This window comes from Anaerotignum faecicola, from assembly GCF_003865035.1.
GTDB lineage: Bacteria > Bacillota > Clostridia > Lachnospirales > Anaerotignaceae > Anaerotignum_A > Anaerotignum_A faecicola.
The window spans coordinates 433,336-460,000 of the sequence record NZ_BHVZ01000014.1 but is presented as its reverse complement, the minus strand read 5'-3'; the positions used below and the strand labels follow the sequence as shown (position 1 = coordinate 460,000).

Below are 26,665 nucleotides of genomic sequence, written 5' to 3'. Positions count from 1 at the left end.
TACAGGAGACGGATTTGCCTATCTCCCACAGCTTTACGCTTGACCGGGTCTTTCCATTCCCCGGTTTCCCTATCCTCCTGCGTCCCCACAGTTCTGATTATGTGTAGTACAGGAATATCAACCTGTTATCCATCGACTACGACTTTCGTCCTCGCCTTAGGCCCCGACTAACCCTGGGAAGATTAGCTTTACCCAGGAATCCTTAGATATTCGGCCTACATGTTTCTCACATGTATCTCGCTACTCATTCCGGCATTCTCTCTCCTGTTTCGTCCACCATCGCTCTCACTTTGGCTTCGTCCTTGCAGGATGCTCCTCTACCACTCCTTACTTTGTAAGGAATCCGTAGCTTCGGTGTCGTGTTTTAGCCCCGTTACATTTTCGGCGCAGGTTTTCTCGACTAGTGAGCTATTACGCACTCTTTAAATGTATGGCTGCTTCTAAGCCAACATCCTAGTTGTCTATGAAATCCCACATCCTTTTCCACTTAACACGTACTTTGGGACCTTAGCTGTCGGTCTGGGCTCTTTCCCTTTTGTCCACGCGACTTATCTCACGCAGACTGACTCCCGAGGGTATCTTGACGGCATTCTTAGTTTGATATGAGTTGGTAACCTTTTTGGGCCCCGCGTCAGTTCAGTGCTTTACCTCCGTTAGACTCCAGCTCGAGGCTAGCCCTAAAGCTATTTCGAGGAGAACCAGCTATCTCCGAGTTCGATTGGAATTTCTCCGCTATCCACACCTCATCACCACGTTTTTCAACACATGTGTGTTCGGTCCTCCAAAACCTTTTACGGTTCCTTCAACCTGGACATGGATAGGTCACCCGGTTTCGGGTCTACTAATACCAACTCTACGCCCTATTCAGACTTGGTTTCCCTTCGGCTCCGATGCTTCTGACATCTTAACCTCGCTGGCATTAGTAACTCGCCGGACCGTTCTACAAAAAGTACGCCATCAGCCCGTAGGCCTTTGACTGTTTGTAAGCACAAGGTTTCAGGTTCTCTTTCACTCCCCTCCCGGGGTCCTTTTCACCTTTCCTTCACAGTACTGCTTCACTATCGGTCACTAGGGAGTATTTAGGCTTGGGGGGTGGTCCCCCCGGCTTCCCACAAGGTTTCTCGTGTCTCGTGGTACTCTGGATCCTGCTCGCTGCTTCAAGATTTCGTCTACCGGGCTTTCACCGTCTACGGCTGGCTTTCCCAAAACCATTCGTCTATCTCTCAGCAATGCTAATTGCAGTCCGCAACCCCGAAGAACCAGGTCCTTCGGTTTGGCCTCTTTCCCGTTCGCTCGCCGCTACTTAGGAAATCGAGTTTTCTTTCTCCTCCTACTGCTACTTAGATGTTTCAGTTCACAGCGTTCCCTTCCATACGCTATGGATTCACATATGGATACTTGAGGTTTGCTCAAGTAGGTTTCCCCATTCAGATATCTCCGGATCGATGGCTGTTTGCGCCTCCCCGAAGCTTTTCGCAGCTTACCACGTCTTTCATCGGCTCCTAGTGCCAAGGCATTCTCCTTGTGCTCTTTCTTGCTTGACCAGTTTAATATAGCTATTTCTCTGGAATGTTTCGTTGTAGCGATACAACTTTTGTTACATTTGAAAATAGAAAATTTTGTTTTCTCGATTGACTCTATTTTTGCTTTACTTGTATTCAGTTTTCAAGGTGCAAGTTGTTTTGAAGGTTTGATCCTTCAAAACCGAACAATGAATATCTTTCACAACCTTGCGTTGAAAAATGTTTACGAAAAACCATTCGTAATGCTTCGCATTACTCATGTATTTGCTCCGCAAACCTACCTAAAACCTCTTTGTCAGCCTGTCTTGCAAGCAATCCATTCTGACAAAAGCTTTTATGCAGCTTTTCTCCGCTTTTCTCCATAGAAAGGAGGTGATCCAGCCGCACCTTCCGATACGGCTACCTTGTTACGACTTCACCCCAGTCACTGGCTTCACCTTCGGCGGCTCCTTCCTTACGGTTAGGTCACCGACTTCGGGTGCTTCCAACTCCCATGGTGTGACGGGCGGTGTGTACAAGGCCCGGGAACGTATTCACCGCGACATTCTGATTCGCGATTACTAGCGATTCCAGCTTCATGTAGTCGAGTTGCAGACTACAATCCGAACTGGGACTGGGTTTTTGTGATTTGCTTAACGTCGCCGTCTCGCTTCACTCTGTTACCAGCCATTGTAGCACGTGTGTAGCCCAAGACATAAGGGGCATGATGATTTGACGTCATCCCCACCTTCCTCCGTGTTATCCACGGCAGTCTCCCTAGAGTGCCCAACTCAATGATGGCTACTAAGGATAAGGGTTGCGCTCGTTGCGGGACTTAACCCAACATCTCACGACACGAGCTGACGACAACCATGCACCACCTGTCACCGATGCTCCGAAGAGAAGCTCTATCTCTAGAGCGGTCATCGGGATGTCAAGCCTTGGTAAGGTTCTTCGCGTTGCTTCGAATTAAACCACATGCTCCACCGCTTGTGCGGGCCCCCGTCAATTCCTTTGAGTTTCAACCTTGCGGTCGTACTCCCCAGGTGGAGTGCTTATTGCGTTAGCTGCGGCACCGAGGATTCCTCCCCGACACCTAGCACTCATCGTTTACGGCGTGGACTACCAGGGTATCTAATCCTGTTTGCTCCCCACGCTTTCGAGCCTCAGCGTCAGTTTCAGTCCAGAAAGCCGCCTTCGCCACTGGTGTTCTTCCTAATATCTACGCATTTCACCGCTACACTAGGAATTCCGCTTTCCTCTCCTGTACTCTAGCTCGCCAGTTCCAAATGCAATCCACGAGGTTAAGCCTCGGGCTTTCACATCTGGCTCGGCGTGCCGCCTACGCTCCCTTTACACCCAGTAATTCCGGATAACGCTTGCCCCCTACGTATTACCGCGGCTGCTGGCACGTAGTTAGCCGGGGCTTCTTATTTAGGTACCGTCACTTTCTTCGTCCCTATTGATAGAAGTTTACGATCCGAAAACCTTCATCCTTCACGCGGCGTTGCTGCATCAGGGTTTCCCCCATTGTGCAATATTCCCCACTGCTGCCTCCCGTAGGAGTTTGGGCCGTGTCTCAGTCCCAATGTGGCCGATCACCCTCTCAGGTCGGCTACTGATCGTCGCCTTGGTGGGCTGTTATCTCACCAACTAGCTAATCAGATGCGGGCCCATCCTATACCGAATTACTCCTTTTCTTACAGAAGGATGCCCTTCCGTAATGACATGCGGTATTAGTCACCGTTTCCAGTGATTATTCCCCAGTATAGGGCAGGTTGCCCACACGTTACTCACCCGTCCGCCACTAAGATAAATAAAAATCCTGCCGAAGCTCTCATTTTAAGTATCTTCGTTCGACTTGCATGTGTTAAGCACGCCGCCAGCGTTCATCCTGAGCCAGGATCAAACTCTTATGTTAAAGTTTTGTTCCTAGCCAGTTTTTCTGGCTAACTCCGGTTTTTCTAAACCGGCAAAATCAAGTTCATTATCTCGTCAGTTCGCGTTGTCTTTTCGCTTCGCGAAAACCGCTCCATTCTTCGCTATTCAGCGCCTCCCGCAACCTTTGGTCACATGGTCGCGCTTCATAATCAGCTCAGAACTACTCTGACAGAATTGACTATGGGTTGTGTTTATTCATATCCATTGTTCAGTTTTCAAGGATCAATCTGCTTTTCAGCAGCGAAGATTATTTTATCAAATCTTCATTTTCTTGTCAAGTATTATTTTCCATACCTGATTCGATTTTGTTTGCTGTTTTTTTCGACAGCGAATGATATTTTATCAAGTATCATTCAGTTTGTCAAGCACTTTTTTATTTATTTTTCTGTGCTTGTTTTCGCTGTTTATGTCAGCGGATATCAGTATATCATCCGTAGTCCCGCTTGTCAATGTTTTTCTTTTCAAACATTCGCTGTTGACCAATGCCTATACTCTTTTTCCGACTGCTTTCGTGCAGCGACATTTATTTATTATACACGCTTAACACAAAATGTCAACACCTTTTTTCACCTTTTTTCACCTTTTTTCGATATTTTTTCCTTCCCCTCAAAAAAAGGAAAAGGCAGCCCTTTTTCCCTTGGAATCAAAGCCGCCTTTTTCATAATAAAACCTTTTTTAGTCACACTTATTTGTCTTGTTTGTTTTATTGGTTTTATTTGTCTTTTCGTTTTTGCCGGTATCAATACTGTATTCCTGTGCAAATTCTGTTCTGTTCATGCCCTTCTGGTTGTTCTTTTCCGTTTTGTTTGTTTTGTTATTGTTTTTGTCCATGACTATGACCTCCTGTCATCCTTCTTTTTTCTCGGCGAGCATCTCTCGCAGTCATAGTATGTCTCGTCTTTCTCATTTTATTCGTTTTCCTTTTATTAGGATTTTTTCTCTGTTTCTTCTTTATTATATAACAAAAAAGAGGGTTGCCCCTCTCCTTGTCGAAATTTCATTTTTAATTGTCTTTTGTTTCGATGCACTGCTCCTTATGGAACACCTTAGACAAATCCGTATTGCCGACATTGTTCTTCATCGCGGTATCCGCCTGCACATTCTGCATACGATAATAATCCATCACGCCCAGATTGCCGCTGCGCAGTGCTTCTGCCATCGCACGAGGAACCTCTGCTTCTGCTTCCACAACCTTTGCCTTCATGTGTTCCACTTCCGCTCTCATTTCCTGCTCCTTGGCAATCGCCGTCGCGCGGCGTTCTTCCGCCTTCGCCTGTGCAATCTGCTTGTCCGCTTCCGCCTGCTGAATCTGCAGGTGTGCGCCGATGTTTCTGCCAATATCCACATCTGCAATATCAATAGACAGAATCTCAAATGCAGTACCGTTATCCAGACCCTTTGACAAAACTGTTCTGGAAATCAGATCGGGGTTTTCCAATACGCTCTTATGACTCTGAGAAGAACCAACCGTTGTAACAATACCCTCGCCAACTCTGGCAATAATCGTTTCTTCGCCTGCACCGCCGACCAGTCTGCTCAGATTCGCTCTCACTGTTACCTTCGCAATCACCTTCACCTCGATGCCATCAATCGCAACGGCAGAAATCCAAGGTGTTTCGATAATCTTAGGCGTGACGCTCATTTTTACAGCTTCAAAAACATTCCGCCCTGCCAGATCAATCGCTGCCGCACGTTCAAAGGAAAGATCCAGATTTGCTCTGTGCGCCGCAATCAAAGCATCTACAACGTTATCCACACGACCGCCGGAAAGCAGATGGGATTCCAGCTGATTTGCGTTAACATTCATCCCTGCCTTCTGCGCCTTAATCAAAGGACGAATAATCTTATCCGCACGCACCCGACGCAGACGCATCCCGACCAGCGAAAAAATATTTACCCTAACGCCTGCGGAAACCGCGGAAATCCATAACCCCAGGGGAACAAAGCTCAGGAAAATCCCCACTATCACCAGAATGACAATCAGCGGAATAATAAAACCAAAAATTTCAAACATCTCATACGCCTCCTTTTATGCTTCGCATACCTTTACAATCACAGTTTTCCCCGTGATTTGCACAACCTGCACCTTTTCGTCTCTGTCAATAAAATCACCCTGCGAACAGACATCGATCATCTTCCCGTCAATCTCTGCCACGCCAAAGGGACGCAGCGTCGAATGTGTCACACCTGTCTGTCCCAGCAGTCCCTGCAGAGCATTTTCATCAAAGTCCTTCGCTTCCTGCTTATCCTTTAATACAATCTTATTGTACAGTCCACTTTGCTTTGCCAGAAATACCATTGCAAAAAATACAACCACAACTGCAACCAGCATGATTAAAAATAGAATCAATCCGTAAATCTTAAACGTCAGCGCAAGCGAACCGAAAAGGGAGATTGTACCCAAAATGCCAAACAGACCAAACCCCGGCATTAGAATCTCTGCAAAAATCATCACTAAACCGAGAACCGCCAAAACAACAATCCATGGAAACATTTCTTCAACCTCCTTTATGCAGTTTTTTACCCTGTCTAGGCAAAGTATATTCGCATGGAGCAAATATGCCCTTCTTGACTTTATAGTATCATAAAAAGTAATTCGCTTGCAACGGATTTTAAAAACTGTAAGATTTTCTTAAGAATTATCCCCATTTACAGAAGGGAGATGAAGCTCCTTCATCTCCCTTCTGTATTTTGTGTTTCCCTTTTTTATATTTCTCTCGTCACCGGTACGATGATATTTTCGCCCGTCCGTATGTTCGCCGTTTTTAGCCCGTTCACCTCACAAATTGCATCAACCATCTGTTCGGTTTTCTGTCCCTCTGCTTTATATTCCTTCGCGATATCCCAAATCGTATCGCCCCTCTGAATCTCCACAGACTCATAATACGTTTTTGTTTCTCTTCCCTTCTGCGCGCCCATGGCAAAGGTTCCCAGGCAGAGAATCAACGCCAGTGTCAGCAGCAGAAATACGTTTTTTCTGATTTTTCTGGATTTTCTTACGACCCTTCTTTGTGTTCTTCTTTCCATGCTTTCGCCCCCATTCATTCCGAACATTTCTTCGTTTTATGCTTGTATATTACACGAACATCTATTCCTTGTCAACACTTTTTTGCATTTTTTGCGAACATAGGTTTGATTTTGTATTAATTCCATGCTATAATGAAAAGCAACATCGGGAATTACCGAAACTCCGGCGATTTCCGTTTCTCGGCAGGATATTTCTGCCATCGACTTGATAATTCCCATCTATTTGGATACAATCATAAGGAGTGAGTATATGAGTGAGCTGTCCGCAAAGCAAAGACAAATTCTGGAATATATGAAAGCAGAAGTGCGGGAAAAGGGCTATCCCCCTTCGGTACGGGAAATCTGTGATGCCGTTGGGCTGAAGTCCACCTCAACGGTGCATGGGCATCTGTCCCGTCTGGAAAAGAAGGGGCTGATTCGCCGCGACCCAACCAAGCCCAGAGCCATTGAAATTCTGGATTCCGACTTTGATGCACCCCAGCGTGAATTTGTGAATGTGCCGATTGTCGGCAATATCACCGCCGGCATCCCGATTCTTGCCGTGGAAAATATCGAGGATACCTTCCCGATTCCCGTGGATTATATTCACAATGACACCGTGTTTATGCTTCGTGTCAAGGGGGAAAGCATGATTGAAGCAGGCATTTTTGATAAGGATCTGATTCTGGTCCGCCAGCAGCAGGATGCCAATAACGGCGATATCGTCGTTGCCTTAATCGAGGATTTTGCAACCGTCAAAACCTTCTATAAGGAAAAGGATTTCATCCGCCTGCAGCCGGAAAATCCCTCTATGTCACCCATTATCGTAAAGGACGTTGCCATTTTGGGCAAGGTCATCGGTCTGTTCAGAAAATTCTAAGGAGAGATGAAAGTATGTATGGTTATGTAAAGGTCGGTTCCGCTGTACCAAAGCTGCGGGTTGCCGATTGTGTCTATAATAAAGAGGAAATCTTGAAGCTGGTGGAGGCAGCCGCCGCAAAGCAGGTGCGCGTGCTGTCCTTCCCCGAGCTTTCCGTTACAGGCTATACCTGTGCGGATTTGTTCTTTCAAACACCGCTTCTGCACGCCGCCGAGCAGGCAATTCAGGAGATTGCAGAAGCAACAGAAGCACTGAATATCTTCCTCCTGATTGGTGCGCCCATCGCTGTGGATAATCAGATGTTCAACTGCGCTGTTGCCCTCTACAAGGGTAAGCTTCTGGGTATCGTTCCCAAAACACATATCCCCAACTATAGCGAATTTTATGAAGAACGCTGGTTTGCCTCTGCGGATGACCTTTTGACGGAAGAAATTACTTATGCAGGGCAGAATGTTCCCATCGGCGCAGACCTGATTTTCGCCGCTGCAGATTTCCCTGCACTGAAAATCGGCGTAGAAATCTGCGAAGACCTCTGGGTACCCATTCCCCCCAGTTCCTATCTGAGCCTGTACGGCGCAACGCTGCTGCTGAATCTTTCCGCAAGCAATGAGCTTGCCTCCAAGCCCGGCTATCGCCGTCAGCTGGTGTCTCAGCAGTCCGCGCGCTGCCTGTCCGCTTATGTATACACCTCCGCAGGCACAGGCGAATCCACACAGGACGCTGTATTCAGCGGACACAGCATGATTTACGAAAACGGTACGCTTTTCGCGGAAACAGAGTCCTTCTCTCGCGAAAGCCAGTTTGTTTATGCCGATATCGACGTAGAAATGCTGATGAGCGAGCGCAGAAAGCACACCACTTTCATGACCCATCTGCAAAAAGCAGAGGCACAAAAATTCTATCGCCAGATTTTCTTCGATATGGCAGAGGACACCACACTGGACAACTGGAGCAGACCCCTGTCCAATGTCCCCTTCACCCCAACCACAAAGCTGGATGCACGCTGCAAAAATATTTTCGCCATCCAGACAACAGGTCTTGCAAGACGTATGGAGCATACCCATGCCGATTCTCTGGTGATTGGCATTTCCGGCGGTCTGGATTCCACGCTGGCACTGCTGGTCTGTGCAAAAGCCTGTGATTATCTCGGCATTGACCGCACCCATGTCATCGGCGTAACCATGCCCGGCTTCGGCACAACGGACAGAACCTATCAAAACGCCCTGACGCTGATGCGTTGTCTTGGCATCACCATGAAGGAAATTCCTATCCGCGATGCTGTCATTCAGCATTTCAAGGATATCGACCATGATATCAGCCTGCATAATGTTACTTATGAAAACGCACAGGCGCGTGAACGCACCCAGATTCTGATGGATCTGGCAAATAAATACAATGGTCTGGTTGTTGGTACAGGCGATTTATCCGAGCTGGCTTTGGGTTGGGCAACCTATAACGGCGACCACATGTCCATGTATGGTGTCAATGGCGGCATCCCTAAAACACTGGTGCGTGTTCTGGTAAAATGGGTCGCAACAAACGGCGAGGTAGACGCAGAGGCATCCGCCGCTCTGTTGGATGTACTGGATACCCCTGTCAGCCCCGAGCTGCTGCCGCCGGATGAAAACGGGAAAATCAATCAGAAAACCGAGGATTTGGTCGGCCCCTATGAGCTGCACGATTTCTTCCTTTATCAGATTATCCGCTTCGGATATCATCCTGCAAAGATTCTCTTCCTTGCAGAAAAAGCCTTTGCCGGTGAATATGACAGAGCAACCCTTCTGAAATGGCTCAAGAATTTCTACCGCCGTTTCTTTATCCAGCAGTTCAAGCGTTCTTGTCTGCCCGATGGCCCGAAGGTCGGGGCATTGTGCCTGTCTCCCAGAAGCGACTGGAGAATGCCTACCGATGCAGTCAGCCGCATTTGGATGGACGAGGTCGAAAAGCTGTAATGTTATACAAAAAAAGCTGAGAGATCTATTACAGACACCCCATTTGTTAGACAGTATACTGTTTCACAGGTGGGGTGTTTTCCTATCTCAAAAAAGCTGCCAGGCAAACGATACTGCATCGGAATTTAAGAAACCGACAATACCGGCAATGCCGGAGGAGACGCATCACCGCCGCAGAATAAGCCGAATAAAGGCAAAATTTAAGGGCCTATCGTCTGCAATATACAGACAATAAGCCCTTTCGGTTGCTTGAATTGTTTTGCTGAAAAATATTTGTCTATCCCTTCGGGGTGCCACTCAACGGAGATACCCCATTTCCTTTTTATTTATAAACACGAACCTTTTCAATACGATTCTTATCCATTTCCTCAACCACAATCCGCAGTCCATCCGTCTCAATCACCTCGCCGTTTTTCGGAAAATTCCCTAAAAGCTGAAGAATATACCCTGCAATGGTATCCACTTCCTCGCTTTCCAGCTCAGTACCGACAATTTCGTTGAAATCCTCCAGACGGGTGCTGCCGTCCACCACAAATTCGTTATCCTTGATGACCTCGATTTCATCTTCCTCATCATCGTATTCGTCTCCGATTTCTCCGACAATTTCCTCAACAATGTCCTCTGTTGTAATCATACCGGATGTGCCGCCATATTCATCCAGAACGATTGCAACCGCCAGACGGCTGTTTTTCAGCTCCGCCAGCAGCTCATCCAGAGGCTTGCTTTCGTAGGTGAAAAATGGCTCTCGCATATATTTTTCTGCCGAGAAGGTCGCTTCATCCAGATAGAAAATATCCTTGACATACAGAATACCGACAATATCATCCAAGTCCTCACCATAAACAGGCATACGGGAAAAGCCCTCCTCCTGCACCTGACGGACATATTCCCCATAGGTCACATCCAACGGAACCGCAACGATATCCGTTCTGGGAGTCATAACATCCTTCGCCTTGGAATCCCCGAAATCGAACACGTTGTTAATCATTTTTCTTTCGTCTAGCTCCAGCACGCCCTCTTCATGGCTGACATTGACCATGGTTTTCAGCTCTGCCTCTGTAATCAGCGGTGCTTTTTCATTCGGATTACATCCCAGAAGACGAATCAAACCGCCTGTCACCACATTCAGCACTGCAACCACAGGGCGGAACACCAGCACACAGAAGGAAATAATCTTTACCACTGCAAGAGCAACCTTTTCCGCCTTCTGCGCCGCAATCGTCTTAGGAGTAATTTCCCCGAAAATCAGAATGATAACGGTAATCACAATGGTCGCAATCCCCGCTCCGCCGGAATTGCCGCGGAAAATCTGAATTGCCAATGTGGTTGTCAGGGCAGACGCGCCGTTGTTTACTAAGTTATTCCCAACCAAAATGGAACTCAGCAAGCGGTTCGGGTCTTCCAGCAGACGCATAATCAAATCCGCATTTTTTACATTTTCCTCCACCATATTCCGCAGACGAATCCTGCTCAGGGAAGTCAGCGCCGTTTCCGATGCGGAAAAAAACGCAGAACAACATACCAAAAAAATCAATAAGCCAATTAACACTGGACTGCCGTCCATACGGTCATCACTCTCCATATCTCTCAAATGTTTTCTATATATCTGAATAGTTTACTATAAAAGTGACTTTTTTGCAACAAAAACTCCTTTGTACAAAACCCAATCCTTGTAGCAAACAAAAAAATATGTTAGGATATAAAGGATGTTATACAACAGATTTTTCAAAGGAGCGGGAAATGCCTATGAATGTATCATGCAGATTGCTGTAAAAAAATGGAATCTCAATCAAAAACTTAGTAGTTTTATCGTATGGAAAGGAAGAAGAAAATGGAAAAGAGAAACGGGAAGGCATTGCTTCCCATATTCGTATTTGTTGTTTTATATTTAGGTCTTGGCATATTGTTTGAATATGGCCTGCGCATCGAAATGGGCTTTTACAAAATCCCTGTTGTTGTCATATTTCTGATTGCCCTGCTTGTTGCCTGTCTGCAAAACCGTTCCCTGCAGCTCAATGATAAGCTTGCCGTTATGGGCACCGGCATCAGCGACCCGAATATTATCACGATGATTCTCATCTTCATGCTGGCAGGGATTTTTGTCGGCGTTGTCGGCAGATCCTCCGCAAACAGCGTTGCCTACTTCATTCTCTCTCTGATTCCACCACAGTTCGCGGTTGCGGTGCTTTTCATCGTCAGCTGTCTTGTATCGCTCGCCATGGGCACCTCTGTCGGCACAATTACGCTGATTGTCCCCATCGGCATTGCTGTTGCAAAGGCATCCGGCTTTTCCGTGCCTCTTTGCATTGCTTCTGTCATGAGCGGTGCAATGTTCGGGGATAACCTGTCCTTTATTTCGGATACAACCATTGCTGCCTGCAACGGACAGGGCTGTAAAATGACAGATAAATTTAAGGAAAATTTCTTTATCGCCCTGCCTGCGGCGATTGTCAGCGTAATCATTATCTTTGTTCTTTCCGTAAAAAGCTATAATGGCGGCTTTGTTGCGGAAAAATATAACCTGATTCAGACCATTCCCTATATTCTGGTACTGATTGGCGGCATCGTTGGACTGAATGTGTTCCTTGTACTGATTATCGGTGTCATCAGCGGCTCTGTTATCATGATTGCAACCGGCATGATTACGCCAACCGATTTGCTTGGCAATATGGGCACCGGTGCCGCAGGGATGTTTGAAACCAGCATGGTTGCAATTCTGGTTGCCGCTATCTGCGCACTCATTAAGGAATACGGCGGCTTTGCCGCTCTCCTGCATTGGATTAAGCAGGTCTTTAAGGGCAGAAGGGGCGGTCTGCTCGGCATGGGCTTATTGGTCGGGCTTATGGATATCGCAACCGCAAATAATACCGTTGCCATCGTTATGGCAAACCCCATCGCAAAGGAAATGTCCAAGGACTACGGCATCAGCAGCAGAAAAGCTGCCTCCATTCTGGATACCTTCTCCTGTGTATTTCAGGGTATCCTGCCCTACGGCGCACAGATGCTCGTTGCCATTGCCGCCGCATCCGGTCTGGGCGAAACCGTCAACGCATTTGAAATCATGCCGAAGCTGTTCTATCCTTATATGCTGCTCATCAGCTCTCTTCTGTTCATCTTTTTCGGAAAGGAAAAGCAGAAATAAGCGGTTCAGCCACAGGATGTTCTTCCGCAACCGCTGAAGACCTTCTATAAGAAACGAAAAAATAAATATTTTAAGGGTGTCGGCAAAGTCGACACCCTGTTTTTACGCTTTATTTCTCTCAATTTCCTCCGCCAGCTCGCTCAGCTCCATCCAACGCTCCATCCGTTCCTCAAGCTTCGCCTCCAGTGCTTCTTTTTCAGCAGAAAGCTCCTGTAAATGGGTGAAATCTGTCGCACAGGCTGCCATATCCGCATCCGCCTTTGCAATTTTTTCCTCCAACGCAGCAATTTCGTCCCCAATGGTATCATATTCCCGTTGGTCCTTATAGCTCATTTTCTTGATGGGAGCCTTTTCCTTCTGCGGTTCCTCCCTTTTCACCTTAACTGCCTTTTCAGTGAAAACAGGTGCTTCCTTTTCTCTTGCCGCCTTGCAGTCGGAATAGCCGCCCTCATATTGCTTAATTCTGCCGTTGCCAAGGAAAGCAAAAATCCGTCCCATCGTTTTATCCAGGAAATATCTGTCATGCGAAACCGCAACCACCGCCCCGTTGAAATGCTCCAGATATTCCTCCAGAATCATCAGCGTTTCAATATCCAGATCGTTCGTCGGTTCATCCAGAAAGAGGATATTCGGCGCGCCCATCAGCACGCGGCAAAGGTACAGCCTTCTTCTTTCCCCACCCGAAAGCACAGAAATCGGGCCTCTCTGCATAGAAGGTGGGAAAAGAAAGCGGTCAAGCATCTGGGATGCGGTGATATGTCCATCCGCCGTGCGGATAATTTCCGCCTCATCACGAATGTAATCAATCACACGCTGTTTCTCGTCCATATCCACGTTTTCCTGCGCGAATACGCCGATTTTCACCGTTTCACCTATCTCCACCTCACCGCTGTCAGGCTTCAGCCTTCCGGTCATAATGTTCAGCAGTGTAGATTTGCCGCAGCCGTTATCCCCGATGATACCCACGCGGTCATCTCGGAGAATGATGTAGCTGAAATCCTTGATGTACGTTTTCCCGTCATACGCCTTGCAGATGTTTCTCAGCGCAATCGTCTTTTTCCCCAGACGGCTGCCGACAGAGGAAAGCTCCACGCTCTGCTTTTCCTCCGGCGCACGGATTGCGGAAACCTCCTCAAAGCGCTGCAATCTTGCCTTCTGCTTGGTGCTTCTCGCCTGTGCGCCGCGGCGCACCCATTCCAGCTCCGTCCGCAGAAAATTCTGCCGCTTGCGTTCCCCTGCGGCAATCAGCTCCTCGCGCTCTGCCTTCATTTCCAGAAACTTGGAATAGTTCGCCTGATAGGAATACAGCTTGCTCTGCTCCAGCTCCAGTGTACGGTTTGCCACACGGTCAAGGAAATATCTGTCATGCGTCACCATCAGCAGCGCCTTGGAATATTTCTCCAAATGCTTTTCCAGCCAATCCACCGTATCATTATCAATATGGTTTGTCGGCTCGTCCAGAATCAGCAAATCCACAGGTGCAATCAGTGCCGCCGCCAATGCCACGCGCTTTTTCTGTCCGCCCGAAAGCGTTTCCACCGTCTGCCCGAAATCAGAAATGCCAAGCTTGGTAAGAATCGTTTTCGCCTCGCTCTCCAAAGACCATGCCTCTGCCTTATCCATTTTTTCCGCAAGCTCCGCCGCCCGCTTCACAAGCCTTTCCTCCTCAGGCGTTTTTGCAAGTGCCGCCATCGTTTCCTCATATTCCCGCACCAGAGCAAGCTGCGGATTTTCTCCGCGGAACACCTGCTGCAGCACCGTTGTGCCATCCACAAAAACGGGGCTTTGGGAAAGATAGCCGATACGCATCCCATTCATGGTAACAATCGAGCCGCTGTCCGCCTGATCCACCCCTGCAATAATCTTCAATAGGGTAGATTTCCCCGTCCCATTCACGCCGATAACCCCGATTTTATCCCCTTCATGGATGCTGAAGGAAATATCATCGAAAATGACGCGCGTACCGTAGCTTTTTCTGATATTTTCTGCTGTCAATAAAACCATATTTTCACTCAACTTTCTGATTCCTTCTTCGCCTTTTCCTGCTTGCCCTTCCGGATTAAAAATACTGCCGCGCAGATAATCAAACCACCCGAAAGCAGCTGGCTCACCGCAAAGGGGCCAAACATCAGCTGGTCTGTCCGCAGCCCCTCAATCCAGACTCTCCCAAGCGCATAGCCCAGAAAATATAAGCCAAGCACCTGCCCGTCAAATTTCTTTTTCGGGCGGAATTTTATCAAAAGCAAGAATAAGCAAAGATTCCAAAGCGATTCATATAAAAAGGTCGGATGCACCTGAATATAATCCACGCCGCCATAATTGACAATATGTTGCATCACCTCTGCGGAAATATCGCTCGTCCGCACCTGACTCACCTGCAAGCGCATCGCAAGCAGACCATTCGTAAAGCCGCCAAACGCTTCTCTGTTGAAGAAATTCCCCCAACGTCCCAGCATCTGCCCAAACGCAAGGCAGGGTGCAATCGTATCCGCCAACAGCCAGAAATTGACCCCTTTCCTTTTGCAATAGACGATTGCCGTCAACACGCCGCCGATGATGCCGCCGTAAATGGCAAGACCTCCCTCTCTGAGGGCAAATATCTTTTCGGGATGCGCGCTGTAAAAATCCCACGAAAAAATAACATAATACAGCCTTGCCCCGATAATGGCAAAAATCAGCGCATAGATGATAAAATCAACGTACATATCAGGGGACTGTCCCGTCCGCTTTGCCTCCTTCATTGCCATCAGCACCCCCAGAACCACCGCCAGCCCGATAAAAATACCGTACCAGTAGACGTTCCTTCCGAATACCGTAAACGCCACACGGTCTAGGTGTGCAATCTCAATTCCCAGATTGGGAAACCATATTTCAGGCATAAAAATCCCTCTTTTCTCTTTGATTTTTTCTGCCGATTTTTCGGCATACCAATATTATTTTATAACAACCACCTCTTAGAATCAACCTTTCTGTTTTCCCTGCCGAAAAATTCACCTTTGCGGCACAATAAAAAAATGCCCTCCCGATAAACGTATAGAGGGCATCCTTTTTATCTCACAACCGAAAGCACCATATTTTCTTTTGAAAAGTCTTCCTTCAGCATTTTTTCCGCTTCCTCCTGCCGCATGGTCTTGATGCAGGTCAAAAGGTCGATTGCCGTTGCATCCATCCGCGCCCACGCAAGCTGTCCAAAGCAGAGCTTCTGCGGTGTATCCAGCTGCCGCAGGAGCTGCCCCAAATGCTTTTTGCGGATACGCTGAAAGTCCTCCTGCGAAAAGCCTTCCCGTTGCAGACGCTCCAGCTCCCTTCCCAGAAAATCCGCTGTTTCCTCCGGATGCGTCCCGCTGCCCGAAAATGCCGCAAAGGCATACCCCTCGCCGCAGAAAAAGGCAGAACCAAGTGCCTCATCCAGCCAGTCCCATTCATACGCCTTTTGGAAAAACACACTGCTCTCCCCCGCCAGAAGCTCCATGCAGAACCCTGCCGCCATCCGTTTTTTCAGCCAATCCTGCTTCGGAAGCGGCGGCAGCTTGCATCCAATCTGAAACTGCGGCACAGAAAGTCTCATTTCACACGCGCGATATTTCTCCGCAATCTCTGCATCCTCTGTCGGAAAATACACGCGTGCAGCCGTTTCCCGTCTCGCAACATGCTCTGCCATCCGCCGCACCTCGCCCAAAGGGATATCCCCTGCACAGACCAGTGCCATTTCGTCCGTTGTGTAATAGCATGCGTACGCCCTCTGCAAGGTTTCCTCTGTGATTTCCGCCACCGTTTCCGCCGTTCCCGCAATGCGGTTGCGGATGGGGTGCTTTCCATACATACATTCCAGCATCTGATAATGCCCCACCCACATCGGGTCATCCTCATACATCGTAATCTCGCTCACGATGATATCCCTTTCCCGTTCCGTGTCCTCCTTCGTAAAATACGGCTTCTGCACAAAATCCAGCAAAAGCCTTAAATTTTCCGTAAATTTATCCGAACAGGTAAAATAATAAACCGTCCGGTCGCCATCGGTAAAGGCATTGGCAGATGCGCCATTTTGCGTAAAGCGCGCAAAGGCATCGCCCCATTCCTGCTGAAACAGCTTATGCTCGATAAAATGCGCCGTTCCCTGCGGAAAGCAGATTTTCTCGCCATCCCTTCCCTTCCAAAACAGGTGATTCGCCCCTCTCTGCACCAGCACCGCCGCTATCTGCTCCCCAAACCCCGTTCGGGGAAAGAGATAATACCGCAGACCGTTTTTCGTTTTGCCCTGCTCCGTTTTTTCAATCCGCATCCTGCGTCCGCTCCTTTCCCTGCAAAAGATACACCGTCTGTAATCTGAAATGCTTTGCCGCACGCACAACATCCGCCGCCTCTGTTCTTTCTATCTGCCGCAAAAGCCGCTCCGTGGTAAGCTCCTTGCCCTGCAATGCCTGCTCTGTCAGGAAATCCACCATCCCCCATGGGCTGTCCGCCAATGCGGTATATTCCCGTATCAGGCTTTCCTTTGCATGGTCAAGCCTTTCCTCGGAAATGCCGTTTTTCTTCCATTCCTCTAAGCAGGAAAGCAGCTCCGCACAAACGCGCTTGGCATCCTCTGCCCGAATCCCTGCCTGCACAAAAAAATACGGCGAAAGCGGATATCGGTACGATTTGATTTCATAGCAAAGCCCCTCCTCCTCCCGCAGCTTCCGGAACAAAAACGAATCCGGGTCGCCGCCCAGAAGCTGATTCAGCAGCAGCAGTGCCGTCTCTCTGGTGCTGTTTTCCACATCCCCCAGAAAGCCGAGCAGAAGCCTTGCCTGTGCCGCATCTGTTTCTTCCCTCAAAAAATGCGGCTTTTCCTTTAAAATCGGTGCAGCTTCTTCCTCCGCTGCCGCCTTCCCCTTAAAATTCTGCCGCAGAGAAAGCAAGGCTTCATCCTTTTCGCCGCAGAAAAAGACCTTTACTTTTGCCGTTTCCAGAAGCTCCCGATAAAATGCAAGCAGCCCCTCTGCACTGATTTCCTCCAAATCCTCCGCATAGCCGTCCCCCGAAATCGCAAGTGCTGTTCCCTTTGCGGTTTCCTCCATGGCTCGTCTGCGTGCAAATGCCTTTTTATCATCCCTTTGGTTTTCCAATTTCTGTCGCAGAATTTTCTTCTGCCGCTCCACGGTTTTCTCCGTAAAGCCGTTCTGCAACGGCGCAAACAGCCTCTCTCGCAAAAACGCAAGCATTTCCTCTGTTTCCACATTTTTCAGTGTCTCCAAGGAAAACAGCAGCAGCTGCCGTCCCCCCTTTTTCACCACGCTGATATCCCAATGCGCCCCAAAAAGCAGCTCTGCCTGCCTTGCAGCCCCTGTAGGGTTTTCCCCCTGCCGCAGCACCTCTGCCAGAAGGGCTGTTTTCGTTGCCGTTTCCCGTTTTAGCGACAAATCAAAAAATAAAACCAACAGATTTGTCCGAAATTTCTGCCCCTCTGCAAAGAAAATCCTGCACCTCGGTTCATATTTCGGCTCGCATTTTTTCATCGCAACCATCCTGCCACCTCTTTTTCTTTTTATCCTATTCTTTCTCCGGAAAAGAAAAGTATGTATGGTTGCATCCACACCACCTTCATGTTATACTTATCTACAAATTCTAAATCCTTAAGATTTTCTTACAAATGCCCTAAGGTTTTCAGACATTTCGTTTTCCGAAGCCCTTTTGTGCTACACTTCTCTTGAAAGGGAGTGTTTGTATGAAAGCAAAGGATTTGTATGATATCGCCATCATCGGCACAGGGCCTGCCGGCGCAACGCTCGCGCGGCTCCTGTACCCAAAGTATAACATCATCGCGATTGATAAAAAGACCCCCCATGGAGACGGCTTTCAGAAGCCCTGCGGCGGTCTCATCTGCACAGATGCACAGAAGGCACTGGCAAGCTTCGACCTTACCCTGCCAAAGGATGTTCTGGTCGATCCGCAGATTTTCGCCGTAAAGACGATTGATTTAAAAAATAAGCTGATTCGCCATTACCAGCGATTCTATATCAATATGGATCGCCATAAATTCGACCTTTGGCTGGAATCTCTCCTGCCGAAAACGGTCGAGCTGCACAGCAATGCTGTCTGCACAGAGCTGAAACGGGAAAACGGCGGCTTTCTCATTTCCTATCAGGATTTGGAAACAAAGCAAATCCGCACCGTTCGAGCGAAATTTCTCGTCGGGGCGGACGGCGCAAATTCCATCGTCAGAAGAACGTTCTATCCCGAAAAGAAGCTGCGCCGGTATCTTTCCATACAGCAGTGGTTCCCCGAAACACACCGGAACCCGTTTTATTCCTGCATTTTTGACCCGGAAACAACAGATTGCTGTTCATGGTCGATTTCCAAGGATCATCAGTTTATTTTCGGCGGTGCCTTTCCTTTGGATCATGCCAGAGAACGCTTTGAACGGCAAAAGGCAAAGCTGGAGGAAATCGGGTTTCGTTTCGGCGCGCCCTTGAAAACAGAGGCATGTCTGGTGCTGCGTCCTGCGTCCTTCCGCGATTTCTGCAAGGGAGAAAAGGGAATTTTCCTCATCGGTGAAGCTGCCGGCTTTATCAGCGCAAGCTCCTTGGAGGGCATCAGCTCCGCCATCGGCAGTGCAAAAACACTCAGCGGCGTGCTGAACCACCCCCGCAGCAATCCGAATGAACGCTATTGGCAGAAAACCCTGCCTCTGCGCTTGAAATTATTCACGAAGGTGCTGAAAAGTCCCTTCCTCTATCGTTCCTTCCTGCGGAAGCTGGTGATGAAAAGCGGTATCCAAAGCATAAAAATCACAGAAACCCTTGCGAATCCTCCGTTTTTCGCAAAAAAATAAGCGTCCATAAATACAAGGAGACCTCAATGCAAAACAAATCCCTGCAAATGATAAAAGCAATTCTAAAATCTGCCTTCGGGCTGTTTCTCTATTCCTGCGGTGTCTATCTGACCGTGCAGGCAAATATCGGCATTGCCCCATGGGAATGTCTTTCCATGGCAATTTCCGGCAAGGTCGGGCTGAGCTTCGGCTTTGTTCATACCGTCAGCGGTATCATTATTCTGGGGATTGACCTGCTTTTGAAGGAAAAAATCGGCTTCGGCACAATTTTGGATGCCCTCTTAGTCGGCAATTATGTCGATTGGATTTCGTATTTCCATCCCATTCCCGTCAGCCGCAATCTCTGTCTGAGCATTATTCTTGTTATTGTCGGGCTGTTCGTGATGGGCTTCGGGCAGTATTTTTATATGTCTGCCGGGCAAAGCTGCGGCCCGCGCGATTCTCTGACAATCGCCTTGGGCAAGCGGTTCCCAAATCATCCCGTCGGTCTGGTGCAGTCCGTCATCGTCGGTGTAGTTTTGCTGATTGGCTGGGTCTTGGATGGCCCTATCGGCATCGGCACCGTCATTTCCGTTTTTGTTGCGGGAACGGCTCTGCAAATCGTTTGCCGCATCATGCACTTTGAGCCAAGAAATGTCAAGCATCTGAATCTTCTGGAAGCAACAAAGCTGCTGTTATCGCATTAAAAAAGGCTGTCAAAGGCAGCCTGCCAAATCAGAAAACAAATCGTTCTCATATAAAAAAGCAAGAAATTCCGATTTTTCAGAATTTCTTGCTTTTTTTGCTTTCTGATTTGGATGCACCGACATCCTTCATTACTTCCAGAATTCAAAGTCCAAATCGTAAATATGAACCGTATCGCCTTCTTCGATACCCTTTTCCTCCAAGGCCTCGATAATGCCCTTTTCCTTCAAATATTTCTGGAAGAAGGCAAAGCCCTTTTCGGTATCAATATTGGTATAGCCAATCATTTTTTCTACGCCGACACCTGTAACCACGAAATAGCCATCCTCGACCTCCTCGATGGTAAAGGGCTCCTGATCGACCTTCACTTCATCATATTCTTCGTATTCCTCCTCGAATACAATATCCTCAGGATATTCTCTCAGGATTCTGCCAACCTCTGTCAGAAGCTCATCCAGCCCCTTATTCGTTGCCGCAGAAATCGGGAACACCTTGAAGCCCTGTGGCTCATAAGTCTCCTTCAGCCGTGCCACATTCTCCTCCGAACCTGGGATATCCGTCTTATTTGCCGCAATCACCTGCGGACGCTTCAGCAAATCCTCCTTATATTCTGCCAGCTCGCGGTTGATTTTTTCCACATTCTCCACAGGGTCATCCCCTTCTACGCCTGCCGCATCCACCACATGAATGAATACCTTCGTGCGTTCCACATGGCGCAGGAATTCATGTCCCAAGCCAACGCCCTCGCTCGCACCTTCCACCAGACCTGGAATATCCGCCATCACGAATTTGTCCCCAAAGCGTCCTTCCACAACACCAAGGTTGGGTGCCAGTGTAGTAAAGTGGTAGTTTGCAATCTTGGGGTTTGCGTTTGTTACCATGGAAAGCAGTGTGGATTTCCCAACATTCGGGAAACCAATCAGACCAACGTCCGCAATCAGCTTTAATTCCAGAATGACATCATATTCCTTGGATTTTCTGCCCGGCTCTGCATATCTGGGGGCCTGTCTGGTGGGGGTTGCAAAGTGCTGATTGCCCTTGCCTCCCTTGCCGCCGTGGATGAGGATTTTTTCCTCTCCTGCCGTTGTAATATCCGCCATTACCTTGCCGCTTTCCGCCTCACGGATTACCGTACCGACAGGCACCTTAATGATGATATCCTCGCCGTCCTTGCCGAAGCAGTTGCGCTTGCCGCCGGGTTCGCCGGGCGTTGCCACAAATTTTCTCTTATAGCGGAAATCCATCAGTGTGCTCATGCCGCTTTCGCCGACAAAAACCACATTGCCGCCCTTGCCGCCATCGCCGCCATCGGGGCCGCCGTGCGTAATGTATTTTGCTCTGTAAAAGGAAACCTTACCGTCGCCGCCGTCGCCGCCCTTTACATGAATCTTGACTCTATCTACAAACATTTTCCAATTCTCCTTTCCTTCCTTGGGGCTTTGCCGCAAACCTTCTTTGCGGCGGGGTTGGAACATTTTTCTTTAAAATCAACAATATCCTTTTGATATTTCCTATAAAAGAAGACTTCACAGCTCTGCATCCGTTAGACCTGTCAAGTCTTCTTTCTGCTTTCTCTGATTGAAAAAAGGCTCCAAATGAAATGGTATTATCATTTGAAGCCTTCGCAAATCTTATTCAGCGATTTCGACAGGGTAAACAGAAACCTGTTTTTTGTCTCTGCCCTTTCTTTCATATTTTACACGACCATCAACCAGAGCGAACAGTGTATCGTTACCGCCCTTGCCAACGTTTACGCCGGGATGGATCTTTGTGCCTCTCTGTGTGTATAAGATATTGCCAGCCAGTACATACTGACCGTCTGCACGTTTTGCACCAAGTCTTTTCGCGTTGGAATCACGACCGTTCTTTGTGGAACCGCCGCCTTTATGGTGCGCGAAGAACTGAAGGTTCAATCTGAACATACTTCACACCTCCTCATGTATCAAAGTGAGATAGTTTTTGTATTCTAATGCTATATCGGAAAGCCCCATGACCAGCGTTTTCAGAAGAAGCTGTGTATCATGGTCCTCCATTCCCTCAAGGGGAAACAAGACTTTGAGATAACCGCCGCGTTTTTCATCCACATCCGCCTTGAATGGGATGTCAGTGAATTTCTCCACAGCGTTGACTGTGTTAAAACAAAGCACTGTTACCGCAGAACAAACGATATCCTCGCCTGCCTGTGCATAACCTGCGTGACCGGAAATCTCAAATCCGCAGATTTTTTGATTTTTGCGATAAATCCTTGCTTTAATCATAGCTGAAAATTACAGGGATTTGATCTGCAGCTTTGTGAAAGGCTGTCTGTGGCCTCTTTTTTTGTGGAAACCTTTTTTAGGTTTGTATTTGTAAACTACAACCTTCTTTTCCTTGCCGTCACCGATTACGGATGCTGTAACAGCGGCACCTTCCACGTAAGGAGCACCTACTTTGATATCGCCTTCCTTTGCCAGAACCAGAACCTTATCGAATTTGTATTCGGAGCCTGCTTCTACTGCCAGCTTTTCCACTGTGATGATATCACCTTCGGATACTTTATACTGCTTACCACCGGTTTCAATAATTGCGTACATGTTGACACCTCCTCGCAATTTTACTCGCTGGATACGGTAATCGGAGCCTTTCTCCGATTTTCTCGAACCTCTCCACGCGGCTGAACATACTTCAATATACTACCACACCCAAACCGCCCTGTCAACTGAATTATTCCAATTTTCCTGCATTTTTTACTGCAAAATAGGCTTTTTCATCGCCTTTTTCCTGCAACAGGCGCAGCAGAAGTGCCTGTCCCTGTCCGGTCATACATTTTTCGGTCATCGTCTGAATCTGGTATGCCTGTCTCAGCGTTGCCTCCGCTTTATTCTTGCTGCCTGCCTCGGCGTAAATCCTGCCAACGCGGTCGCAGAGTCTGCCGAAGGAGGTCGTAAATATCCCCTCCTTCGCCCCGATGGAAAGCACACGGTCAAGCAGCGTTTCCGTATCCCGCTGATTTCCCAGCTTTGCATGCAGCGCAGCCGTTTTCAGCAGCACCTTGGCAAAGCTCTGCCCCTCGCCCTCCTTGTTGCGAATAGAAAGCGCCAACGCGCTGTAATATTCCAGCTCCTTCCGGATATCTCCGCCCTTCTTCGGCTTGGGCGGCATGGCATGCTCCATTTTCTGCCGCAGATAAAGCCCTCTGCGCTTTTCGTAGGTCTCATCCATTGGCAGTCCGCTCCGCTTCTGCTTTGCCTCTGCCTCTGCAAAATACGCCGCCGCCTTTTCCTCTACACCCGAAAGGCGATAGCAGTTCGCAATCGCAAGCAGATTATTTGCCGCCGCCAACTGCTCCTGCGGTGTTTCCTCAAAATTCAAATCATTCTTTTCCTGATACAGTTCAATTGCCTTTTCGTATGCCTCCTGCTTCACAAATACACGCGCCAGTGCTTCCAAGGTTCCCAGATACAGCGGATTATCCTCATCCAGCATTTCCTTGCGAATTTCTGCCGTTCTGGTAAAGGCCTCCTCCGCCTCCTCCAGATGATCCACCGCTTCCTCTATCAGTCCAAGCTTTTCCAACGCCGTTGCATAACGGGGATGCTCTGCTCCGAAGCGTTCCTTCGCAATCTCCGCCGCCTGTCGGCAATGTCCGACCGCCGCATCGAAATCCTCCTGCCGCCGCTCGATTTCCGCCAGCAGATGCAAACACCAGAGATACATGCCGCTTTTTTCATCGCCACAGCTTTTCCGCACCTCCAGTGCCTTTCTGACAAAGCGCTCCGCCTCGTCGTATGCCTCCTGTCCTTCGTAAAGCTTGCCGATTGCCGTCAGCGTATCCGCATAGGCTGTATTCCTTCCGTCCGCAATCGCACTGCGCAGTGCCTCCGCAGCCTCGTAGCACTGCAAAGCCTCCTCCGCCTTGCCCATGCTTTCATACAGCGTCCCCATCGCCATGTAGCACGCCGCAATCTGCGGATCTTCCTCGCCCAGAAGCTCCTTCTTCCGCTGCAAAGCCTTTTTGCTCAGCGCAAGTGCCTTTTTAAATTCCTTCTTGCCGCCGTAATCCACACTGAGGTTGCTCAGCGCATCCGCATAAAAAATATGCTCCTTCCCCAGCATCCGCTCCACAATCTCCAGAACCTCCCGATGCACCTCCAGCGCTCTGTCATATTGCCCGTCCTTACAGCACAGCGCCGCCAGAGAATTCAGACTGTTGATGAAATCCAGATGCTCCTCGCTCATCAGCTCTCTGCGGATTTCCACCGCCTTTTCGCAGTATTCCACCGCCAAATCCAATAGTCCGGCCTTTTCGCAGACAGAAGCCAGCGTCAGCACGTTCATCATGTAATAAAACGTATCACAGCCGCGCGCCTTCTCAATCAGATCCAGACAAATCTCGTAATAATAGATTGCCTTTTTATAATTCCCCTTCGCCTCATAGGCTCTGGCAAGCGCCCCATGCACATCCGCCAGCTCCAGCGTAGAAAAGGTATTGTTCCTCAATGCCATCGCATGGTATTCGATCGCCTTGTCATATTCCCCCAAAAGCTCGTATGTATTCCCGATATGATACAGGCTGTGCAGAAAATCCGCATGCTCCCTGCCAAGCTTTGCCTCCCGAATCTCCAGCACCTTTCGGTGCAGACGCAGTGCCTCCGTCTGTCTGCTCGTCTGGTTATATACAATCGCAAGATTGTTCAGCGTGTCCGCATAGGAAAGGCTCTCTCCGCCGCAGCGCTTCTTCAGCTCCGCCGCCTGCTTGTAATATTTCTCCGCCTGCGGATATAGCTGCAAGCGGTCAAACACCATCGCCAGATTGCTCATATCCACCGCATACTCAATACAGTCGCAGTCATCGTTTTCCGCATAAATCTGCAATAGCTTATTCCCCAGAACAATCGCCTTCTTGTAGTCCCCGTCCTTGTAGGCCTCAAAAAAGCTGTTCCGTACCTTCTTCATTTCTCCGATATAAAAAGCCATTTGCTTTCACCTCCGTTCCTCCATCTGCCGAAACGCCTCCTTGATGATATCGTAGGAATACCCCTTCCGCAGCAGGAAATCAAACAGCTGTTTTTTCTTTTTTTCGTTTTCGGGCGGCCATTGTCCGCGGCTTTTTTTCTCCAGCCACCGCAGGGCATCGCTCGCCTCGTCAATCTCCGTTTCCGCAAGCACTTCCTCAATGATACGGGAGGAAACGCCCCTCTGCCGCAGCTCCAGTCCGAGCGCATAGCCGCTTTTCGGCTTGAGCCGCAGCCTTTCTCTGATATATCTGCGACAGTATTCCCTGTCATCCGCATAGCCGTATTTTTCCAGAAAGACAAGGACTTCCACAATCACATCCTCCGCAAACTCCTTTTCCAGAAGCTTTTGGCGAATCTCCTGCACCGTCCGCATTTTGTAGCCAAGGAAACGCAAGGCCGTATCCTGCGCTTTAATGTAAATCAGGTTTTTGTGGATAAAGGCAATCGTCTCCTCCGCCGCCTCCTGCCCCTCCTTCAGCTTGAAATACAGAATATCCTGCATAGGCAGTGCAAAGGCATATACGCCGTCAATGAAAATATTGTATCTGTTTGGGTCACGCTTCTGCTGCGTGATGGCTGTAATCCGCATGGCACTGCCTCCTTTCTTTTTTCGATACATCATTATAGCATATCTTCCTTAAAAATAAAATAACCCCCTCGCCGCAGGTCGGCAAAGGGGGCTGATTCCTTCATCAAATCTATCTTGTCAGAATCAATCCGCATTTTTCACATCGTTTTGCATCCACATAATAATACATCCACCAGAACGGCATCTCCTCATTTCTTTCCAATCGCTCCGCTCCCTTTGTGTTCCGCGGCGGCTTTATTTTTCCCGTCTGCGGTGTCCATACAATCTCGCGACCGCTCCCAAGGAAGCCCTCCTGCATTTCTCCTCCGCAAATCGGACATTTCATTTTTCTCTCTCCTTTAACATCTCCTCAACGTCGCCGCCATTTTCCAGAAAAAGATATTCCTCTTTTGTCAAAGCATATCCCTTTCCATCATGCACAGCAACGGCTACCGTTATATGTGCATCCCCTTCCGGAATATCAAACTGCGGCATCTTGCCCACAGGCTCGCCCCGTTCCGGCACTTCAAAGAAATAATAGCTGTCACACATTTCATCCTGCAAGTCATGCAATTTTTCATATTCCTTCTTTTTCTCCCGATTCTCCGGATCATACTGCACATCCGTCACAAAAACGCAGAGCAGCACCCGTTCCTCATCCGCATAAACCTGTCGGTACATCCCCGAATAGCTTTCCTTGACCTCATTTTCCCAATACGCCTTATCCAGATACCAGAAGGAGAAAATCTGCATATCCGCCTCCGGTGCAAAAAATCCGACCATCAGCCCATTTCCAACCGTTTCCATGTCGGAAATATAAAACGGATTCTCCGTATAGCCCTGCGGCATCCAAAACCCAAGACCGTAATCTACATTTTCATACAGACTCTCCCTGTCTCCGTCCTTCTCATCCTTTGCCGCACCAACCCAGATTGCAAGAACCACCGCAACAATACACAGCAAAATGCCAACCGCCCATTTCCTTTGCTTCTTCATTGCCATCCCCCTCCTTTGTAGCCCTTCACAGCCGCATTTTTCCTATTTCGAGCATACAATAAAATCCCCCTTCCGTAAAGCAAATCCCGCCGCAAAATCGTTTCCCATCCGCAAAATTAAGAAATTCGTAAGAAATCCCCCCTCTTTCTCTCAAATAACGTATACATCACAAAAAAGCCGTCC

At 48.5% G+C, this 26,665-nt stretch carries 22 protein-coding genes and 2 rRNA genes (1 of these 24 cut by a window edge); 5 read left to right on the top strand and 19 right to left on the bottom strand.

Annotated features, from left to right (window positions below; genetic code table 11):
• The 6 genes from EJE48_RS12200 to yneA all read right to left on the bottom strand — a co-directional run.
• Positions 1–1,544 (bottom strand): 23S ribosomal RNA (locus tag EJE48_RS12200) (its annotated part extends 1,116 nt beyond the left edge of the window); the annotation flags it as partial.
• 344 nt (positions 1,545–1,888) lie between these two features.
• Positions 1,889–3,423 (bottom strand): 16S ribosomal RNA (locus EJE48_RS12195).
• A 695-nt stretch (positions 3,424–4,118) separates the two neighbouring features.
• The gene (locus tag EJE48_RS12315; RefSeq protein WP_016407368.1) at positions 4,119–4,274 is read right to left on the bottom strand and encodes a hypothetical protein; all 156 of its coding nucleotides are present in this window, start codon (positions 4,272–4,274) and stop codon (positions 4,119–4,121) included.
• 172 nt (positions 4,275–4,446) lie between these two features.
• Positions 4,447–5,457 (bottom strand): flotillin-like protein FloA, encoded by a 1,011-nt coding sequence (gene floA, locus EJE48_RS12190; RefSeq protein WP_118582062.1) that lies wholly within the window; start codon positions 5,455–5,457, stop codon positions 4,447–4,449.
• Positions 5,458–5,472: 15 nt separating this feature from the next.
• The gene (locus tag EJE48_RS12185) at positions 5,473–5,937 is read right to left on the bottom strand and encodes an NfeD family protein (protein ID WP_118582065.1); all 465 of its coding nucleotides are present in this window, start codon (positions 5,935–5,937) and stop codon (positions 5,473–5,475) included.
• Positions 5,938–6,149: 212 nt separating this feature from the next.
• Positions 6,150–6,470: a cell division suppressor protein YneA gene (gene yneA, locus EJE48_RS12180; RefSeq protein WP_016407371.1), complete on the bottom strand. Its 321-nt coding sequence runs from the start codon at positions 6,468–6,470 to the stop codon at positions 6,150–6,152.
• Positions 6,471–6,720: 250 nt separating this feature from the next.
• Between yneA and lexA the strand changes: the two genes are divergently transcribed.
• Together lexA and EJE48_RS12170 are read left to right on the top strand one after the other, a co-directional pair.
• Positions 6,721–7,329 (top strand): transcriptional repressor LexA, encoded by a 609-nt coding sequence (gene lexA, locus EJE48_RS12175; protein WP_118582071.1) that lies wholly within the window; start codon positions 6,721–6,723, stop codon positions 7,327–7,329.
• A gap of 14 nt (positions 7,330–7,343) precedes the next feature.
• Positions 7,344–9,281, top strand: coding sequence for an NAD(+) synthase (locus EJE48_RS12170; RefSeq protein ID WP_118582074.1), 1,938 nt, complete (start codon positions 7,344–7,346; stop codon positions 9,279–9,281).
• 322 nt (positions 9,282–9,603) lie between these two features.
• On the opposite strand, the gene EJE48_RS12165 is transcribed toward EJE48_RS12170, so the two are convergent.
• Positions 9,604–10,863 carry a hemolysin family protein gene (locus tag EJE48_RS12165; RefSeq protein WP_243108025.1) on the bottom strand — a complete coding sequence of 420 codons (1,260 nt, stop codon included), beginning with the start codon at positions 10,861–10,863 and terminating at the stop codon, positions 9,604–9,606.
• A 249-nt stretch (positions 10,864–11,112) separates the two neighbouring features.
• Between EJE48_RS12165 and EJE48_RS12160 the strand changes: the two genes are divergently transcribed.
• Positions 11,113–12,423 (top strand): Na+/H+ antiporter NhaC family protein, encoded by a 1,311-nt coding sequence (locus EJE48_RS12160; RefSeq protein ID WP_174707778.1) that lies wholly within the window; start codon positions 11,113–11,115, stop codon positions 12,421–12,423.
• Positions 12,424–12,525: 102 nt separating this feature from the next.
• Here the strand turns inward: EJE48_RS12160 and EJE48_RS12155 are convergent, their stop codons facing one another.
• The 4 genes from EJE48_RS12155 to EJE48_RS12140 form a co-directional block, all read right to left on the bottom strand.
• On the bottom strand, positions 12,526–14,439 hold the full coding sequence (locus tag EJE48_RS12155) for an ABC-F family ATP-binding cassette domain-containing protein (RefSeq protein ID WP_330548515.1): 1,914 nt from the start codon (positions 14,437–14,439) through the stop codon (positions 12,526–12,528).
• Positions 14,436–15,302 (bottom strand): prolipoprotein diacylglyceryl transferase, encoded by an 867-nt coding sequence (gene lgt / locus EJE48_RS12150; protein ID WP_118582083.1) that lies wholly within the window; start codon positions 15,300–15,302, stop codon positions 14,436–14,438. The genes EJE48_RS12155 and lgt overlap by 4 nt, the downstream gene beginning before the upstream one ends.
• Positions 15,303–15,472: 170 nt before the next feature.
• Entirely contained in the window at positions 15,473–16,705 is a 1,233-nt protein-coding gene (gene yfmH, locus EJE48_RS12145; protein WP_160117381.1) for an EF-P 5-aminopentanol modification-associated protein YfmH, read from the bottom strand.
• A complete protein-coding gene (locus EJE48_RS12140) occupies positions 16,695–17,930 on the bottom strand; it encodes a M16 family metallopeptidase (protein ID WP_118582088.1) in 1,236 nt (411 codons plus the stop codon). The genes yfmH and EJE48_RS12140 overlap by 11 nt, the downstream gene beginning before the upstream one ends.
• Positions 17,931–18,130: 200 nt before the next feature.
• Here EJE48_RS12140 and EJE48_RS12135 point away from each other — a divergent pair, with 200 nt between their 5' ends.
• Together EJE48_RS12135 and EJE48_RS12130 are read left to right on the top strand one after the other, a co-directional pair.
• Positions 18,131–19,237: an FAD-binding protein gene (locus tag EJE48_RS12135; protein WP_118582091.1), complete on the top strand. Its 1,107-nt coding sequence runs from the start codon at positions 18,131–18,133 to the stop codon at positions 19,235–19,237.
• Between the two features lie 26 nt (positions 19,238–19,263).
• Positions 19,264–19,923: a YczE/YyaS/YitT family protein gene (locus EJE48_RS12130; protein WP_016407381.1), complete on the top strand. Its 660-nt coding sequence runs from the start codon at positions 19,264–19,266 to the stop codon at positions 19,921–19,923.
• Between the two features lie 129 nt (positions 19,924–20,052).
• On the opposite strand, the gene obgE is transcribed toward EJE48_RS12130, so the two are convergent.
• The 8 genes from obgE to EJE48_RS12090 form a co-directional block, all read right to left on the bottom strand.
• Positions 20,053–21,330 carry a GTPase ObgE gene (gene obgE, locus EJE48_RS12125; RefSeq protein ID WP_016407382.1) on the bottom strand — a complete coding sequence of 426 codons (1,278 nt, stop codon included), beginning with the start codon at positions 21,328–21,330 and terminating at the stop codon, positions 20,053–20,055.
• A gap of 222 nt (positions 21,331–21,552) precedes the next feature.
• Positions 21,553–21,843 (bottom strand): 50S ribosomal protein L27, encoded by a 291-nt coding sequence (gene rpmA, locus EJE48_RS12120; RefSeq protein ID WP_016407383.1) that lies wholly within the window; start codon positions 21,841–21,843, stop codon positions 21,553–21,555.
• Positions 21,844–21,846: 3 nt separating this feature from the next.
• Entirely contained in the window at positions 21,847–22,179 is a 333-nt protein-coding gene (locus tag EJE48_RS12115; protein ID WP_016407384.1) for a ribosomal-processing cysteine protease Prp, read from the bottom strand.
• Positions 22,180–22,188: 9 nt separating this feature from the next.
• Entirely contained in the window at positions 22,189–22,494 is a 306-nt protein-coding gene (gene rplU / locus EJE48_RS12110; protein WP_016407385.1) for a 50S ribosomal protein L21, read from the bottom strand.
• Positions 22,495–22,624: 130 nt separating this feature from the next.
• Positions 22,625–24,877 carry a tetratricopeptide repeat protein gene (locus tag EJE48_RS12105; protein ID WP_118582094.1) on the bottom strand — a complete coding sequence of 751 codons (2,253 nt, stop codon included), beginning with the start codon at positions 24,875–24,877 and terminating at the stop codon, positions 22,625–22,627.
• 6 nt (positions 24,878–24,883) lie between these two features.
• Positions 24,884–25,507, bottom strand: coding sequence for a RecX family transcriptional regulator (locus EJE48_RS12100; protein ID WP_160117380.1), 624 nt, complete (start codon positions 25,505–25,507; stop codon positions 24,884–24,886).
• A 109-nt stretch (positions 25,508–25,616) separates the two neighbouring features.
• Complete coding sequence (locus EJE48_RS12095; RefSeq protein ID WP_118582100.1) at positions 25,617–25,832, bottom strand: PF20097 family protein; 216 nt, start codon at positions 25,830–25,832, stop codon at positions 25,617–25,619.
• On the bottom strand, positions 25,829–26,482 hold the full coding sequence (locus EJE48_RS12090; protein WP_118582103.1) for a hypothetical protein: 654 nt from the start codon (positions 26,480–26,482) through the stop codon (positions 25,829–25,831). Before EJE48_RS12090 ends, EJE48_RS12095 begins: the two co-directional genes overlap by 4 nt.
• Between the last annotated feature and the right edge of the window lie 183 nt (positions 26,483–26,665).

Bases quoted from the DNA above. Each gene is read 5' to 3' on its own strand.
- EJE48_RS12315 (WP_016407368.1), bottom strand. From the start codon at position 4,274: ATGGACAAAAACAATAACAAAACAAACAAAACGGAAAAGAACAACCAG.
- floA (WP_118582062.1), bottom strand. From the start codon at position 5,457: ATGTTTGAAATTTTTGGTTTTATTATTCCGCTGATTGTCATTCTGGTG.
- EJE48_RS12185 (WP_118582065.1), bottom strand. From the start codon at position 5,937: ATGTTTCCATGGATTGTTGTTTTGGCGGTTCTCGGTTTAGTGATGATT.
- yneA (WP_016407371.1), bottom strand. From the start codon at position 6,470: ATGGAAAGAAGAACACAAAGAAGGGTCGTAAGAAAATCCAGAAAAATC.
- lexA (WP_118582071.1), top strand. From the start codon at position 6,721: ATGAGTGAGCTGTCCGCAAAGCAAAGACAAATTCTGGAATATATGAAA.
- EJE48_RS12170 (WP_118582074.1), top strand. From the start codon at position 7,344: ATGTATGGTTATGTAAAGGTCGGTTCCGCTGTACCAAAGCTGCGGGTT.
- EJE48_RS12165 (WP_243108025.1), bottom strand. From the start codon at position 10,863: ATGGAGAGTGATGACCGTATGGACGGCAGTCCAGTGTTAATTGGCTTA.
- EJE48_RS12160 (WP_174707778.1), top strand. From the start codon at position 11,113: ATGGAAAAGAGAAACGGGAAGGCATTGCTTCCCATATTCGTATTTGTT.
- lgt (WP_118582083.1), bottom strand. From the start codon at position 15,302: ATGCCTGAAATATGGTTTCCCAATCTGGGAATTGAGATTGCACACCTA.
- yfmH (WP_160117381.1), bottom strand. From the start codon at position 16,705: ATGCGGATTGAAAAAACGGAGCAGGGCAAAACGAAAAACGGTCTGCGG.
- EJE48_RS12140 (WP_118582088.1), bottom strand. From the start codon at position 17,930: ATGGTTGCGATGAAAAAATGCGAGCCGAAATATGAACCGAGGTGCAGG.
- EJE48_RS12135 (WP_118582091.1), top strand. From the start codon at position 18,131: ATGAAAGCAAAGGATTTGTATGATATCGCCATCATCGGCACAGGGCCT.
- EJE48_RS12130 (WP_016407381.1), top strand. From the start codon at position 19,264: ATGCAAAACAAATCCCTGCAAATGATAAAAGCAATTCTAAAATCTGCC.
- obgE (WP_016407382.1), bottom strand. From the start codon at position 21,330: ATGTTTGTAGATAGAGTCAAGATTCATGTAAAGGGCGGCGACGGCGGC.
- rpmA (WP_016407383.1), bottom strand. From the start codon at position 21,843: ATGTTCAGATTGAACCTTCAGTTCTTCGCGCACCATAAAGGCGGCGGT.
- EJE48_RS12115 (WP_016407384.1), bottom strand. From the start codon at position 22,179: ATGATTAAAGCAAGGATTTATCGCAAAAATCAAAAAATCTGCGGATTT.
- rplU (WP_016407385.1), bottom strand. From the start codon at position 22,494: ATGTACGCAATTATTGAAACCGGTGGTAAGCAGTATAAAGTATCCGAA.
- EJE48_RS12105 (WP_118582094.1), bottom strand. From the start codon at position 24,877: ATGGCTTTTTATATCGGAGAAATGAAGAAGGTACGGAACAGCTTTTTT.
- EJE48_RS12100 (WP_160117380.1), bottom strand. From the start codon at position 25,507: ATGCGGATTACAGCCATCACGCAGCAGAAGCGTGACCCAAACAGATAC.
- EJE48_RS12095 (WP_118582100.1), bottom strand. From the start codon at position 25,832: ATGAAATGTCCGATTTGCGGAGGAGAAATGCAGGAGGGCTTCCTTGGG.
- EJE48_RS12090 (WP_118582103.1), bottom strand. From the start codon at position 26,482: ATGAAGAAGCAAAGGAAATGGGCGGTTGGCATTTTGCTGTGTATTGTT.